Below are 13,496 nucleotides of genomic sequence, written 5' to 3'. Positions count from 1 at the left end.
GTTGACCAGAGGGCAAGATCTCTCCGGTCATCGTCGATATCGGAGCCTAAATGATCAGTCCGTCTGGGCGGGTGATGACGAATACGAGTGGGCCGACAGTTGAATGCCAGGGGGCACGATGAACAACCAAGGCACCACCACCCGGGGCAGACGGGAACGACCTGTCGCGCCCGGCCCGCTCCAGGAGTTCGCGCAAGGGCTCCGTGACCTGCGGTCGAGCGCCGGAAATCCAAGTTACCGGGCCATGGAAAGAAAGGCGGGATATTCGTCGTCGGCGCTGTCCGCGGCCGCGTCGGGGGACCGGCTGCCGAGTCTGGCGCTCACGAAGGCGTACGTGGGGGCGTGCGGTGGTGACCAGGAGGCGTGGACCATCACGTGGAACGCGCTGAGAGCGGACCTGGACAACAAAACCCACGACGGCCAGGCACCCGGGCGCCGCCCGCCCCGGGTGCGGCTGAACCGCCGCGTTCTCAGGTTCTCCGCGCTCCTCGTCGCACTCGGCGTGACGGGGGCCGCAACGCTCGGCTTGTTCCGCGAGGGTGTGCTGTTCCAGCCCGCCGCGAGCACGGCCGGCGAGACGAAGCGGGGGCGCCCGCCGGGGGCCGCCTTCAACGCGGTCGCCGGGCCGAGTTGCCCGCGCGACACGACGCGGAGTGTACGCATCGAGGGCATGTCGGGCCGGAACGGCTGGAAGGACGCCCGTTCCTCCGGCTGGACCGGCGCGGGGTGCAAGGACAGCTTCCTGTTCTCGGAGCTGGCCTACGACGCGCGGGCCGAGACGCAGGCGCGCAACGCCTTCCAGTGGCGATTCACCACGGGGCTGCGCGGGCCTCGCCAGTGCACGCTGATGGTCTACGTCCCGAAGTCGGGACTGGCGGGACAGCGCGTCTGGTACACGGTGCGCGACGGCTTCGACGAAGAGGCGCGTACGGTCGGGGAGTTCACCCTCGATCAGCGCGTATGGCAGGGCAGGTGGGTTTCGGCCCCGGTTCCCCTGATCGTCACCAGCGGCCTGGTCACGGTGGAGATCACCGACACCGGCCGCGACAACACCACAGGAAACCAGGCCATGGCAGCCGGGCCGGTCCGGCTCTCATGCCCGTGATCAGACGGACGGACAAGCGCTAGGGGGCACGATGACGAGCAGAGACACGATCCGGGAATTACCGCGCGGCAGCAGGCGGCGGGGACGACACGCGCGGCCCGCGGCACCCGATCCGCTGGCGGAGTTCGCCCGCGGTCTCCGCGATCTGCGGGCGGCCGCCGGGAATCCCGGCCGCCGCACTATGAGGCGTAGGACGGGACGCTCGACGGCCGACCTGTCGGCGGCGGTGTCGGGGGACACCCTGCCGAGCCTGGAGGTCACGCAGGCGTTCGTGGCGGCGTGCGGCGGCGACCAGCGGGAGTGGACGCGGAGATGGCACGTACTCAACACCCTGTTGCGGGTACGTGACAGCGACCGGGCATACGAGACAATCGAGTACCCACGCGTCGCCCCAGCCCTAACCCCGACTCCGACCCGGACACCGACTCCGGGCTCAGCCCTGGCCCCGGCCTCAGGCCCGGCTCCGACCCGGACACCGGCCTCAGCCCTGGCTCCGGCCCCGGCCCCGACCGCAGCTTCGGCTCCGACCCGGACTCCGACCTCAGCCTTGGCTCCGGCCCCAGCGCCAGCTCTGGCCCCGGCCTCGGCTCCGGCCGCAGCTCTGGCCCCGGCCTCCGCCCTCGCCCCAGCTCCGGCCGTGGCCCCGGTGCCGCAGCCGGTCGCCGGGAAGCGCGCCTCCATCAGGACGTGGGTGATCGTCGGGGTGCTCGCGCAGATCGCGGTGCTCACGGCGGTGCTGATCTATCAGAATCTGCTTCCGGCGGCCGTGCCTGCCGCGGATCGCCAGGAGACGTCCGCCAACACCGCGCCGTCCGCCAACACCGCGCCACCCGCCGACAACACACCGTCGGCCGACAACGCGCCGTCCGGGCGTTCGGCGCCGTCCGAGCGCCCAGCTCCAGGAGGAACGACAGCCGCCTCCGACACGCCCGCTTTCGTGGCGGTGGCCGGCCCCGGCTGCCCTCGGGACGATAGGAGGAGCGTGCGCATCAACGGCCTGCCGGGCCGCAACGGCTGGAAGGACGCCAGCGCCCCCGGCTGGAAGGGCGCGGGCTGCGGCGACGGATTCCTGTTCTCCGAGCTGACCAACGACCCGAGCAGAGACACCCAACTGCGCAACAGCTTCCAGTGGCGCTTCACGACGGGTCTGGACGGAAGGCATCAGTGCTACGTGGGCGTGTACGTGCCCAAGACCGGATTCGCGGGCCAGCGAGTCTGGTACACCGTCACCGACGGCTTCGACAAGGACGCACGCACGGTCGCGGAGTTCACCCTCGACCAGCGCATGCGCCAGGGCAAATGGGTTCTCGCCCCGGTCACCGCCACCATCAGCAGCGGATTGGCGATGGTGGAGATCACCGACACAGGCAGAGGCAACACGACAGGTGACCTGGCCATGGTGGCCGGCCCGCTACGGCTCGCCTGCCTCTAACCCGGGACCGAAACGGAAGAGGCGACGACCCGACCAACCCCAGCGGGAGCGAGACGGAGGACCGACCCCAGCGCGACCGAGACGGAGGACCGACCCCAGCGGGAGCGAGACTGAGGCGGCGACCCGACCGACCCGGGCGCCGCACTCCCGGACAGCCAGTTCGATCGGGCGCGTGCAGAGCCACGCGCCCGCACAGGCGAGGCTTCGAAGCCCCGCTGCCCTGGGGACCGCCACCCTGAAGGACGCTGCCACGCTGAGGGTCTGCCCTGCGCTGAGGGTCTGCCCTGCGCTGAGGGTCTGCCACCCTGAGGGGCTGCCGCTCTGAGGGGTTGCCGCCATGGAGGGCCTTCGGTTGGGAGGTCGTGGCTGGGTGGCTGGCTAGATGCCGGATTCCGCGACGATGGTGGCGAGCGTTTGTGCGGTGGTGAAGTTGGCGGCGAGTCGGTTCTTGGCCACCGCGAAAGCCACGCCGGTCGCGGTGTCGGCGAAGGCGCAGGAGCCGCCGCTGCCCGGCCAGCCGAATACCGTCGGCGTGTCGTCGGGATCGGCGCCGAGGCGGCCGAGGGCGTAGCCGTTCGACAACACCGCGCGATTGCCGAAGACCCTGTCCACGTCGTCCACCACCGGTCGGGTCACCGCGCGGAGCCGTTCGGCGGAGATCAGCCGGACACCGTCCACCGGGCCGAGGAGTGCGGCGTACATGCGGGCAGCGGCGCGGGCGGTGAACTGGCCCGCCGCAGGGAAGGCCGTCGTCAGCACGTCGGCGCGGTTGCCGAACGCAGCCGTCGGCCGCACACCCCGAGGAGCGACCGCGAGCGAAGGCGAGCCATCGGGCGCATCGGCCTGCCCCGGAACCTCCTCCAGGCGGGCGAGCCGGCCCAACTCGCTCTGTGGCACGCCGAGGAACAGCTCATCGGCCATCCCGATCGGAGCGGCGACCTCCTCCCTGAAGACCTGGGAGACGGGCGCGCCAGTGACCCGCCGGACGATCTCGCCGATGATCGGGCCGAAGGTGTAGGAGTGGTAGCCGGTGCCCGTGCCCGGTTCCCACCACGGCCGGGCATCCGCGATCACCGCGCACATCCTGTCCCGGTCGCACAGATCTTCAGGAGTGAGATCCTCAGGCAGCCCCGGTACGCCCGTGGCATGCGTCAGGGCGTCCCTGATCGTGGCGGACTCCTTGCCGTGCGCGCCGAACTCCGGCCAGATGTCCGCGATCGGGGTCCCGTAGTCGAGCATGCCGCGTTCGGCGAGCACGTGTACGAGGGCAGCCGCCATACCCTTGCCCGCCGAGAAGACATGAAACGGCGTGTCCGGTGTAACCGGCCGACCAGTGTCGGCGTCGGCGACCCCGGCCACGACATCGACGGCCTGCTCGCCGTTCCGATAGACGGCGATCTGCAGCCCGCGCTCGGCACCGTTGCCCACAAGCTCATCAGCCGCCTTCTGCAGTCGCTCTTGCAAGTCGTTCACGAGGCACTCCTCCTGAGCCGTCCGACGGTCGGTCCCGCACGCCGACGCGGGGGCATGGCCGTACGTGCACGCTAGCGAGTGCTGGCCGATCGCGGGGTCGGCGCTCGCACGGCCGGGTCGTTCGCAAGGCCCGCTTGCGGGGTCGTCCGGTGGTCAGGTCGTGCGGTGTTCCCGAGTCATCGCGGATGACTCCGGCCGGTGACCATGGCGGACTCGGTGCGTTGGACGAAGGTGGCGATGAGGGAGGCTAGTTGGGGCCACAGCCCTCTGGGGAGGTTGTGGCCCATGCCGTCGATGATCACGAGCTCGGCCCCCGGGATGACCTCGGCCGTCGCCTCGCCTCCGCTGCGGTCGCAGATCGGGTCGTCGGCGCCGTGGATCACCAGCGTCGGCACGGTGATCGAGCGCAGCCCGGCGGTACGGTCGCCCGAGGCGAGGGCGGCGACCCCCTGCCGTGACGCGCCGACGGGATCGTAGGCCCGGTCGTAGGCGATCCGCGCGTTCTCGCGGATCTCGGCCTCCTCCACGGGATATCCGGGCGACCCGACGACCTGAAAGGCCCTGACCCAGCGCTCGATGACCTCCTCCCGGTCGGTGGGCGACGACCCCGCCACCCGCTCGGTTGCGTGCTCCCGGTTGGTGGTGGGTGGTGGTTCTGTGACCAGGGATAGGGCTGCGGGGTCTGGTCGGCCGACGTCGGGGGCGCCCGTGGTGGACATCATTGAGGTCAGGGAGCGGACCCGGGAGGGGTGTTCGATGGCCAGGAGTTGGGCGATCATGCCGCCCATCGACGCGCCGATGCAGTGGACGCTGTCCAGGCCGAGTACGTCGAGGAGCCCGACGGTGTCGGATGCCATGTCGGACAGCGTGTAGGAGGCCGAGGAGGTGTCGCCGGCCATCGCCGCCCGCAGGTCGGGCGGGGGTGCGTCGTGGAAGTGCGTGGACAGGCCGGCGTCGCGGTTGTCGAAGCGGATCACGTGGCAGCCCCTGGCCACGAGTTCGGCGCAGAAGCCCTCGGGCCAGTGGATGAGCTGGCCGCCGCCGCCCATCACGAGCAGCACGGGCGGCGCCTCGGGGTCGCCGAAGCGCTCGTACGCCATCTCGATTTTGCACGGGCCGACATTGAGCGCCTTCTCCTCGCTCATCTCTACACCATCTCCTCGTTTCGACGGCCGGGCAGGCAAGGAACGCCAAACGGTATTTTGCCGAGATGGTCGTGTGGTAATCCACCGGCTGGCCAATGGCGGCCATTGTTCGCGCAGCGCGGAAAGGGGGGAATATAGTGGGAATGGCGGGAAAAGTTGGATTATCTCAGGGTTTGCGGGCGACGCCGGCCAGTACGTTGTAGTGGGTCAGGTTCTGGCGGATGAGGTCTTCCGGTTCGGCGCGCCACTCGGCCAGCGGCACCAGGCCCGGCTCGATGAGCTCCAGGTCGCCGAAGTAGGACCCGATCTCCGCTCGCGTACGCCAGCGCCCGGTCCCCAGGTTCTGGTTGAAGTTCCGCTCCGCCTCCACGGCGATCTTCGACGCCTCCGGATGCTCGTCGCCGGGATTGTGGAAATGCACGATGGCCAGGTGACTGCCGGGGGCGAGGACCGAACGGAACCGTTCCATCACGCCGTCGGGGTCCTCGTCGTCATTGACGTGGTGCAGGACCGAGACGAACAGCAGCCCCAGCGGCTGGCTGAAGTCAAGAAATTTCAGGACTTCGGGGTGCTCCAGGATCTCCGCGGGGCGGCGGACGTCGCCCGGTACGACCGTGGTGACGTCGTCGGTGGCCAGCAGCGCGCGGCCGTGGGCCAGAACGACCGGGTCGTTGTCCACGTAGACCACGCGCGCCTCGGGCGCCACCGCCTGCGCGACCTCATGGACGTTGCCCCGCGTGGGCAGCCCGGAGCCGAGATCGAGAAACTGCCGGATGCCTCCCTCGGCCGCCATGTGACGCACGGCCCGGCGAAGAAAGGTACGGTTGGCCCGGCCCGCCTCGCGGGCGTCAGGGGCGATCCTCAGGGCTTCCTCGGCCACCCTGCGGTCGACTTCGTAATTGTCCTTGCCGCCGAGAAAATAGTCGTACACGCGGGCGATGCTGGGTTTGGTGGGGTCGATTCCGTGCGGTACAACTCGTTCCACATGGTCATTCTCGCTCATATCGCCTCATAAGTCTGTTGTGAGCCTATGGACCAATGATTCCCGATCTGCGGGGTTGCGGGCAATCCGCCCATGGGACGCTGATGCCCCTCGGTGCGTGCGGTTTGACACCATTGCTCCCAGGCACGCAATTCGGAGGAGCAGTAAGCATGACGAACGCACTGCCGGTAACCCTCGACGACGTCCACGACGCCGCCGCGCGGATCAAGGGCGTCGCCCACCGTACGCCCGTCCTGCGCTCGCGCACCCTCAACGCCCTGGCCGGCACAGAGGTCTTCGTCAAGTGCGAGAACTTCCAGCGCATCGGGGCGTTCAAGTTCCGCGGAGCCTACAACGCCGTCTCCCGCCTCACCCCCGAGCAACTGGCCAGGGGCATCGCCTCGTACTCCTCCGGCAACCATGCCCAGGCCACCGCCCTGGCCGCGCGCGAGCTGGGCAGCACGGCGGTGATCGTCATGCCCGAGGACGCCCCGCGCTCCAAGAAGGAGGCCACCGCCGGCTACGGCGCGGAGATCGTCACCTACGACCGCTACACCGGCGACCGGGTGGCCATCGGCGAGGCGCTGGCCGCGGAGCGGGGGCTGACGTTGATCCCGCCGTACGAGCACCCGCACATCATCGCCGGTCAGGGCACCGCCGCACTGGAGCTCATCGAGGAGGTGAAGGACCTCGGGGCGTTGCTGGTGCCGGTCGGCGGCGGCGGGCTCATCGCGGGTTGTGCCACGGCGGCCAAGGGGCTGCTTCCCGGGATCCGGGTGATCGGCGTGGAGCCCGAGGCGGGCGACGACACCAAGCGGTCGCTGGCGGCGGGTGAGCGGGTACGGATCCCCATCCCCCGTACGATCGCCGACGGCCAGGCCGCCGAGATCCCCGGGGAGCTGACGTTCTCCGTCAACCGGCGTCTGGTGGACGACATCGCCCTGGTGAGCGACGACGACCTGCGGGTGGCGATGCGGTGGGCGTTCGAGCGCATGAAGATCGTCATCGAGCCCAGCGGGGCCAGTCCGCTGGCCGCGCTGCTGTCCGGGCGGATCCCCGACCTGCCGCCCCGGGTCGGCATGATCGTCTCCGGCGGCAACATCGACGCCGACCGTTTCGCCGAGCTGTGCGCGGACGCGCCTGGTTGATCGTGGCGCGGCGGCACAATGGGCATGGTGATCTCCCCCCGAGCCAACGCCCACGAGCGGCGGGACTTCCGGTTGTTGTGGACGGGTACGACCGTCAGTCAGCTCGGCTCCGCCGTAGGCATGGTGGCCCTGCCCGTGGTCGCCGTCACCGTCATCGACGCCTCCGCCTTCCAGGTCGCCCTGCTGGCCGCGCTCACCGCGGTCACCACCGCCCTGCTGGCCTTCCCGCTGGGCACGCACGTCGAGTTCAGGCGCAAACGACCCATCATGATCACGACGGACGTCGTCAGGTGCGTGAGCCTGGCGAGCGTACCGATGGCGGCGGCCCTGAGCGTGCTGACCTTCGCGCAGCTGTGCGTGATCGCCGTCGTGAACGCCTCCTGCCAGATCGCCTACAACGCCGCCGCCCAGTCCCACCTCAAGGCGCTGGTCTCCGGCCCCGGCCTGGTCGAGGCCAACAGCCGCCTGGAGTCGACCCGCTGGCTCGGCATCTCGGTCGGCCCGTCGGCCGCCGGTGGGCTGATCGGCGTGCTCGGGCCGGTGGGAGCGCTGGTGATCGACGCGGTGTCCTTCGTGTTCAGTGGGCTGGCCGTGCGGGCCCTGCGCACCCCGGAGCCCGAGCCGCCGGTACGCGAGCCGAAGGCGTCGCGGCGCGCGGAGCTGTTCGCCGGGCTGGGGTTCGCCTGGCGGCATCCGGCGCTGCGCCCGATGCTGGTGAGCTGGGTGATGTTCGCGGGGGCGAGCTCCATGGCGGCCTCGGTGTCGGCCGTCTTCTACCTGCGCGACCTCGGTTTCGACGCCTGGCAGTACGGGCTGATCATGGGCGTCCCGTCGCTGGGCGGCTTCGCCGGGGCCCACCTGGCACCACGGCTGGTGGCCAGGCTGGGCTCCGTACGCGCCCTGTGGTGGGCGAGCATGTTGCGCGGCCCGTGGTACTTCCTGATTCCCCTGGCCGTGCCCGGCACGCCCGGCCTGCTGATGTGCGGGTTCGGCTTCGGCATGGTGCTGCTGTTCGCCGGCGCGGCCAACTCCACCATGACCTCCTACCGCCAGCAGCAGACCCCCGACGAGCTGATGGCCAGGGTGGGCGCGTTGTGGTCGTTCGCGACGACGGTCACCCAGCCGCTGTTCATCCTGCTCGGTGGCCTCGTCGCCACCTGGGCCGACAGCCGCGTCACGCTGTACGCGGCGGCGGCCCTGATGTGCGCCGCGGCGCCCCTGTTGCCGCGGCGGGACCGGGCTCAGGCGCAGCCGGGCGGCGCGCAGAGCTTGACCTCGGGGTAGCGCGAGGACGGCTCGTCCAGGAGCGGGCTGCGCCCGGACCGCAGGTGCCGGTCGAGGAAGGCGGCCACGTACGTGCGGGTGAGCTCGGCGGCGCGCGCCGCGGGCACCGTGCCGTGGGTGGGCGTGATGCCGAGGGTGTCCGCCAGCAGCGGGACGTCGGTGAAGGAGTGGTGTTCCATGCCGGACATCACGAGCCAGCGCTTGTACCCGGTCAGCAACTTCCAGTCGCGCGCCCACTCGGCGGTGCCGGCGCCGGGGACGTGCTGCGCCGAGCCGATGAACATGAACGGCCGGGAGAACCCGCCCTTGGGGATCCGGGCGTAGGTGGTGCCGTCCATGTCGATCCCGGCGCGTACGCGGGAGTCCTTCACCATGGCCGCGACGGCGCCGGCCCCGCCCATCGACTGGCCCGCCATCGCGATCCTGGACGGGTCGATCCGGTCGGAGCCATCCCATTTGCCCGGCAACTGGTCGAGGACGAAGGACACGTCGGCCGCCCGCACCTCGACGACCCCCGTACCGAAGCCCGAGTCGCTGTCGCTGTCGCAGGCCAGGCACTCCGCGATCCGCCCGTCGGCCAGAGTCGTGGCGTAGTTCTCGTAGGTGTGGTCGATGCCGGCCACGACGTACCCGCGGCTGGCCAGGTCCTCGGCCAGTGAGGTGAGCGCGTTCACGGATCGGGTGAAGCCGGGGGAGAGCACGACCAGTGGGAGTTTGCGGCCGGTGGGTTCGGCGTCCTTGACGGCGTTCGTCCGGGTCTTGCTGAGGATGTCGCCCGGCACGCCGCCGATCGACCTCGCCCGCAGGAACAACTCCGACTCCTTCGGCGTCATGTACGGCGCCCGTTCCCCGTCCCGCTGCTCGGTCGGGTACCACAGGGTGACCCTGAGTTCCCTGGCGTCCACGTCGAGGTTCCAGGGGTCGGGGCGGGAGGTGTCCGTCAGGTGCAGGACAGTGCTGCCGACGGGGTGAGGGCCGGTGGGGGCGGGCAGGGTGGCGGGTCCGGCCGGGGTGGGCGACGGGACGGCGGAGCGGGGCGGCGTAGGCGCGGAGCAGGCGGACACGGCGAGGACGGCCAGTCCGGCGGCCACCGCCAGGATCTGTCTCATCGGGGAGGTCCGTTCAGCAGGGCGAGCGCCTTGGCCAGGGCGGCGTCGCGGCCGGCCGCCGCGTCCTGCGGGGTCGGGGGCACGTGGTGGTCGGGCGGCACCCCGATCAGGTTGATCTCCTCCCGATCGGTTCCCAGGCCGTGCCGCGCCGGGAAGGCCAGGACGGTGTTGTTGCCGAGCAGGAACGACTGGGCCGGGCCCGACATGACCCCGGCGGTCCTGGTGCCGACCAGCCGGCCGAGGCGCAGGTCCTTGACCGTGGAGCTGACGTGCTCGCAGGCCGAGGCGCAGCCGCGGTCGGTGAGCACGATCAGTGGCAGGCCGACCAGTTCGACGGTGTCGTCGGTCCGCAGGCTCTCGCACTTGTCGTCCACTGTGCACAGGTGGTGGGTGACCTTGCCGTGCACGAACGCGCTCAGCAGCCGGGTCGACTCGGTGACGAGGCCGCCGTTGTTGCCGCGCAGGTCCAGCACGACGCCGGTGAGCGTCCGGCCGGTACGCAGCCTGGAGATCGCCTTGAACGCCCGGTCCGCCGCGTCGGGAGCGAACCCGCGCACCCGTACGTAGGCGATGCTGTCGTCCAGCAGCTTCGACTGCACCACCTGCAGGGAGGCCAGGTCCCGCGGGTAGAGGCCGGGTTTGAGCGACACGTTCCAGCGGCGGCCGGTGCTCTGCCGCAACAGCCGCAGGCGGACCGGGCGCGCCTCCGGGTACTCCGGGTCGAGGGCGGCGATCGCGGGCGTGGCCTTCCCGTCGAGGAAGGGCGGCATGCCGTTGATCGATTCGATGATGTCGCCGGGGCGCAGCCCGGCCTTCCGCGCCGCGCCGCCCTCCACGGTGGTGACGAACAGCGGAGGGACGGCGACGTCCAGGTTGCGGTCACCCTCGGCGTTCGCCTTGAAGCCCAGGCCGTAACCGTCGCCGTCGTAGTGGTCGGGGTGCCGCTTCGAGCTGTTGGCCTCGTGCCTCCAGGAGGCGTGATTGTCGTTGAGCGCGGCCACCATGCCCTCCAGCGTGACGATGGCCAGCTTGGTGCTCAGGTCGGGCACCCGGGCGGTGGTCTTGCGGAAGACGGCCTCGAAGGCGGTCCAGTCGGCTTTGCGGTCACCTTTCAGCGGCGGCATGACGGCTTCCGGCACGTCGCGCCCGTTGCGGTTGAGCTCCTGCGTCAGCGCGACGAACCCGGCGATCAGCAGCGAGCGGGCATCCAGCGTGGCGCCGCTGTAGTAGTTGCCGAGGATGCAGAAGTACCCCTGCTCGACGACGTCGATCGTGGTGGGCGTCTCCGCCGGCGGCCTTCCCTGCGGCGCCGCGCAGACCGCACCGGACTCCGGGCCCGTCCCGCCGCGCGGCGGCGCCGGCGCCGTGCAGGCCGCCGCCAGGAGAAGGGCCATCCCGGCGGCCGCGCTCCTGGCGGCGCTCATGACAGCCGCCTGCGCATGGCCCAGAAGGCCAGCCCCGTGAGGCCGAGGGTGAGCAGGGCGTAGATGCCGGTCTCGATCCACTGGAAGGGCCAGAAGCGCTCAAGCGGCTGGTACGTCGCCTGCTGCCGGTAGCCGAGCCGGTTGATCTCCACCAGGCACCCGTCGCCCGCCCCGCTCGATGGCGCGCAGGGCCCCGACGTGCTGGAGACCCGGACATAGGATCCCTGGTCGTTGCCGGAGACCACCCGTCCGGAAGGATCGAGCAGGTTACTGGTCAGGACCCAGGCGCCGGCGTGTCCTGGAACGGCATCTTTCAGCCCGATCTGCGGATACTGGCCGCCGTCGCGCGGGATGTTGATGCCTTCCAGGTTCGCCCTGCTGAGCTCGAAGGTCGCGGTGATCGGGGGCATCAGGTGGGCGCGGACCGCCAGCGGCATGGCGAGCTGGAGCGCGGCGAAGACGGCCAGCGTGAGCGCCATGGCGGGCAGCGTGCGGCGTACCAGGATGCCCATGGTGACGCCCAGGACGAACGCGAAGGCCGCGTACCCCATGGGTGCGATGCCGCGCGCGCCGAACACCAGGGGAGCCATCAGCGCCAGGTCCTCGACGGCCGACCTGTCCAGGGGACTGGACCACCAGGTCACCATGAGGCCGCACAGGCCGGCGACGGCCACGGTGGCCAGGCCGATCAGCGCGAGCTTGACCGCCAGCCAGCGCCCGCGGCTGATGCTCTGGTTCCACACCATCAGGTGCGTGCCCGTCTCCAGCTCGCGGGTGACCAGCGGCGCCCCCCAGAAGAGCCCGGCCAGGCCGGGCAGGAGCAGCACGACGAGGCTGAGCGCCATGAACGGGGTCTGGTACGTGTCGAGGAACACGTCGTAGAAGCGGTCGCAGGTGTTGTTCGGGACGCAGTCGGCGAGCCCGGCCGAGAAACCGGCGGCCAGGTCAGGGCCGGTCAGGGCCAGGGTGACGGCCAGGACGACGAGCAACGCGGCCATCATCGCGGCCGAGCCGCGGAACTGACGCCAGGTGAGCCAGATCATCGCCGCACCTCCAGAGCGACCCGCCGGTTGTCCTCGGTGCGTTTGTCCATGTAGGCCAGCACGAGGTCCTCCATGCTGAGCTGGGAGACCATCCAGGCGGGGTCGTGGATGGGGGCGTCGGTACACACCACGTACGTGCTCTGCCGGTCGGTGTGCCGCCCCGAGACCACGTGCTGGTCGGCGGGCAGTCGATCGGGCTCGCGGCGCGGCCCGGTGAGCCGGTGATGGGTGGCCAGCAACTGGTCGACCTCCCCGGCCACCTGGACGCGGGAGTCGACGAGCACGATCAGGAAGTCGCAGACCCGCTCCAGGTCGGAGACCAGGTGGGAGGAGAGCAGGACGCTGAACCCGTGCTCGACCGTGGCCTCCATCAGCCCTTGCAGGAACTCCCTGCGGGCCAGCGGGTCGAGCGAGGCGACCGGCTCGTCCAGGATCAGCAGCTCCGGCCGCTTGGCCAGACCGAGGGTGAGGGCGAGTTGCGCGCGCTCGCCGCCGGACAGCCTGCCGCCGCGCTGTGCGGGATCGAGGCCGAGCGACGCGATCCGGTCGCTCGCCATCGCGGCGTCCCAGCGGGGGTTGAGCCGGGCGCCCAGCCGCAGGTGGTCGGCGATGCTCAGCCCCGAGTAGACGGGGGTGTCCTGGGCGACGAAGCCGACTTTGGCGAGTTGCACGGCGTCGCCGGCGGGACGGCCGCCCAGTACGGTGATGCCGCCCGTGGTCGGCCGCGATTGGCCGCAGGCCAGCTTGAGCAGCGTGGTCTTGCCGGCGCCGTTGGGGCCGACCAGCCCGACGACGTGGCCGGCCGGGATGTCGATGGTGCAGTCGCGTAAAGCCCAGCGTCTGCCGTACTGCTTGCCCAGTCCCTGGGCTTCCAGGACAGAGGTCACGCTATGTCCTCCTCAGCGGCGCTTCGAAAAGTGGTGATGAACAGGGCCTCGATGCTCTCGTCGTCGAGGCCGGCCCGGCGGGCCTTGGCCAGCCAGCGCCGCAGCTCCAGCCGCAGCGGGCCGTGCGCGGCCAGCGAGGTGTCGGCGAGCCGCGCGGTCACGAACGTGCCCACGCCCGGCCGGGCGGCGACCAGGCCCTCGTGTTCGAGCTCCCGGTACGCCTTGAGAACGGTGTTGGCGTTGATCGCCAGTTGCGCCACGACCTCCTTGACGGTGGGCAACTGGTCGCCCTCGCGCAGCAGGCCGAGCCGGAGCGCGTGGCGTACTTGCTGGACCAGCTGCAGGTACGGCGAGAGGCCCGACCTGCTGTCCAGGTGGAACTCGATCAACGGTTCCTCCATTTATCTAGTCTCCTAGCACTTTAGGAGTATGACTATACGACGCGGATAAAGTCGGGAGTCCCG

Annotated in this window: 12 protein-coding genes; 4 read left to right on the top strand and 8 right to left on the bottom strand. The window is 70.6% G+C overall.

Annotated features, from left to right (window positions below):
- Window positions 1-244 precede the first annotated feature (244 nt).
- Together AB0I81_RS39170 and AB0I81_RS39165 are read left to right on the top strand one after the other, a co-directional pair.
- The gene (locus AB0I81_RS39170; RefSeq protein WP_360667986.1) at window positions 245-1,105 is read left to right on the top strand and encodes a hypothetical protein; all 861 of its coding nucleotides are present in this window, start codon (window positions 245-247) and stop codon (window positions 1,103-1,105) included.
- A 637-nt stretch (window positions 1,106-1,742) separates the two neighbouring features.
- A complete protein-coding gene (locus AB0I81_RS39165; RefSeq protein ID WP_360667983.1) occupies window positions 1,743-2,537 on the top strand; it encodes a hypothetical protein in 795 nt (264 codons plus the stop codon).
- Window positions 2,538-2,915: 378 nt separating this feature from the next.
- Here AB0I81_RS39165 and AB0I81_RS39160 read toward each other — a convergent pair whose 3' ends face one another.
- The 3 genes from AB0I81_RS39160 to AB0I81_RS39150 form a co-directional block, all read right to left on the bottom strand.
- Window positions 2,916-4,010 (bottom strand): serine hydrolase domain-containing protein, encoded by a 1,095-nt coding sequence (locus AB0I81_RS39160; RefSeq protein WP_360667980.1) that lies wholly within the window; start codon window positions 4,008-4,010, stop codon window positions 2,916-2,918.
- 176 nt (window positions 4,011-4,186) lie between these two features.
- Window positions 4,187-5,155 (bottom strand): alpha/beta hydrolase, encoded by a 969-nt coding sequence (locus AB0I81_RS39155; protein WP_360667978.1) that lies wholly within the window; start codon window positions 5,153-5,155, stop codon window positions 4,187-4,189.
- Window positions 5,156-5,321: 166 nt separating this feature from the next.
- A complete protein-coding gene (locus AB0I81_RS39150) occupies window positions 5,322-6,140 on the bottom strand; it encodes an SAM-dependent methyltransferase (RefSeq protein ID WP_360667975.1) in 819 nt (272 codons plus the stop codon).
- 167 nt (window positions 6,141-6,307) lie between these two features.
- On the opposite strand from AB0I81_RS39150, the gene AB0I81_RS39145 reads away from it, so the two are divergent.
- Both AB0I81_RS39145 and AB0I81_RS39140 read left to right on the top strand, forming a co-directional pair.
- Window positions 6,308-7,285, top strand: coding sequence for a threo-3-hydroxy-L-aspartate ammonia-lyase (locus tag AB0I81_RS39145; RefSeq protein WP_360667972.1), 978 nt, complete (start codon window positions 6,308-6,310; stop codon window positions 7,283-7,285).
- Between the two features lie 27 nt (window positions 7,286-7,312).
- Window positions 7,313-8,569 carry an MFS transporter gene (locus AB0I81_RS39140; RefSeq protein WP_360667969.1) on the top strand — a complete coding sequence of 419 codons (1,257 nt, stop codon included), beginning with the start codon at window positions 7,313-7,315 and terminating at the stop codon, window positions 8,567-8,569.
- Here AB0I81_RS39140 and AB0I81_RS39135 read toward each other — a convergent pair.
- From AB0I81_RS39135 to AB0I81_RS39115, 5 genes are read right to left on the bottom strand one after another with little or no spacing between them, the layout of a single operon-like run.
- On the bottom strand, window positions 8,527-9,678 hold the full coding sequence (locus AB0I81_RS39135) for an alpha/beta hydrolase (RefSeq protein WP_360667966.1): 1,152 nt from the start codon (window positions 9,676-9,678) through the stop codon (window positions 8,527-8,529). The two genes, AB0I81_RS39140 and AB0I81_RS39135, sit on opposite strands and share 43 nt — an antisense overlap.
- On the bottom strand, window positions 9,675-11,102 hold the full coding sequence (locus AB0I81_RS39130) for a S41 family peptidase (protein WP_360667963.1): 1,428 nt from the start codon (window positions 11,100-11,102) through the stop codon (window positions 9,675-9,677). Before AB0I81_RS39130 ends, AB0I81_RS39135 begins: the two co-directional genes overlap by 4 nt.
- Complete coding sequence (locus AB0I81_RS39125) at window positions 11,099-12,145, bottom strand: ABC transporter permease (RefSeq protein ID WP_360667960.1); 1,047 nt, start codon at window positions 12,143-12,145, stop codon at window positions 11,099-11,101. Before AB0I81_RS39125 ends, AB0I81_RS39130 begins: the two co-directional genes overlap by 4 nt.
- The gene (locus AB0I81_RS39120) at window positions 12,142-13,032 is read right to left on the bottom strand and encodes an ABC transporter ATP-binding protein (protein WP_360667957.1); all 891 of its coding nucleotides are present in this window, start codon (window positions 13,030-13,032) and stop codon (window positions 12,142-12,144) included. Before AB0I81_RS39120 ends, AB0I81_RS39125 begins: the two co-directional genes overlap by 4 nt.
- A complete protein-coding gene (locus tag AB0I81_RS39115; protein ID WP_360667955.1) occupies window positions 13,029-13,433 on the bottom strand; it encodes a GntR family transcriptional regulator in 405 nt (134 codons plus the stop codon). Before AB0I81_RS39115 ends, AB0I81_RS39120 begins: the two co-directional genes overlap by 4 nt.
- Window positions 13,434-13,496: the final 63 nt, after the last annotated feature.

This window comes from Nonomuraea sp. NPDC050404 (assembly GCF_040655495.1).
Classification (GTDB): Bacteria; Actinomycetota; Actinomycetes; order Streptosporangiales; family Streptosporangiaceae; genus Nonomuraea.
The sequence above is the reverse complement of the archived record's forward strand: the minus strand, read 5'-3'. Positions and strand labels throughout refer to the sequence as shown.

Bases quoted from the DNA above. Each gene is read 5' to 3' on its own strand.
- AB0I81_RS39130 (WP_360667963.1), bottom strand. From the start codon at position 11,102: ATGAGCGCCGCCAGGAGCGCGGCCGCCGGGATGGCCCTTCTCCTGGCG.
- AB0I81_RS39125 (WP_360667960.1), bottom strand. From the start codon at position 12,145: ATGATCTGGCTCACCTGGCGTCAGTTCCGCGGCTCGGCCGCGATGATG.
- AB0I81_RS39135 (WP_360667966.1), bottom strand. From the start codon at position 9,678: ATGAGACAGATCCTGGCGGTGGCCGCCGGACTGGCCGTCCTCGCCGTG.
- AB0I81_RS39115 (WP_360667955.1), bottom strand. From the start codon at position 13,433: ATGGAGGAACCGTTGATCGAGTTCCACCTGGACAGCAGGTCGGGCCTC.
- AB0I81_RS39155 (WP_360667978.1), bottom strand. From the start codon at position 5,155: ATGAGCGAGGAGAAGGCGCTCAATGTCGGCCCGTGCAAAATCGAGATG.
- AB0I81_RS39145 (WP_360667972.1), top strand. From the start codon at position 6,308: ATGACGAACGCACTGCCGGTAACCCTCGACGACGTCCACGACGCCGCC.
- AB0I81_RS39170 (WP_360667986.1), top strand. From the start codon at position 245: ATGGAAAGAAAGGCGGGATATTCGTCGTCGGCGCTGTCCGCGGCCGCG.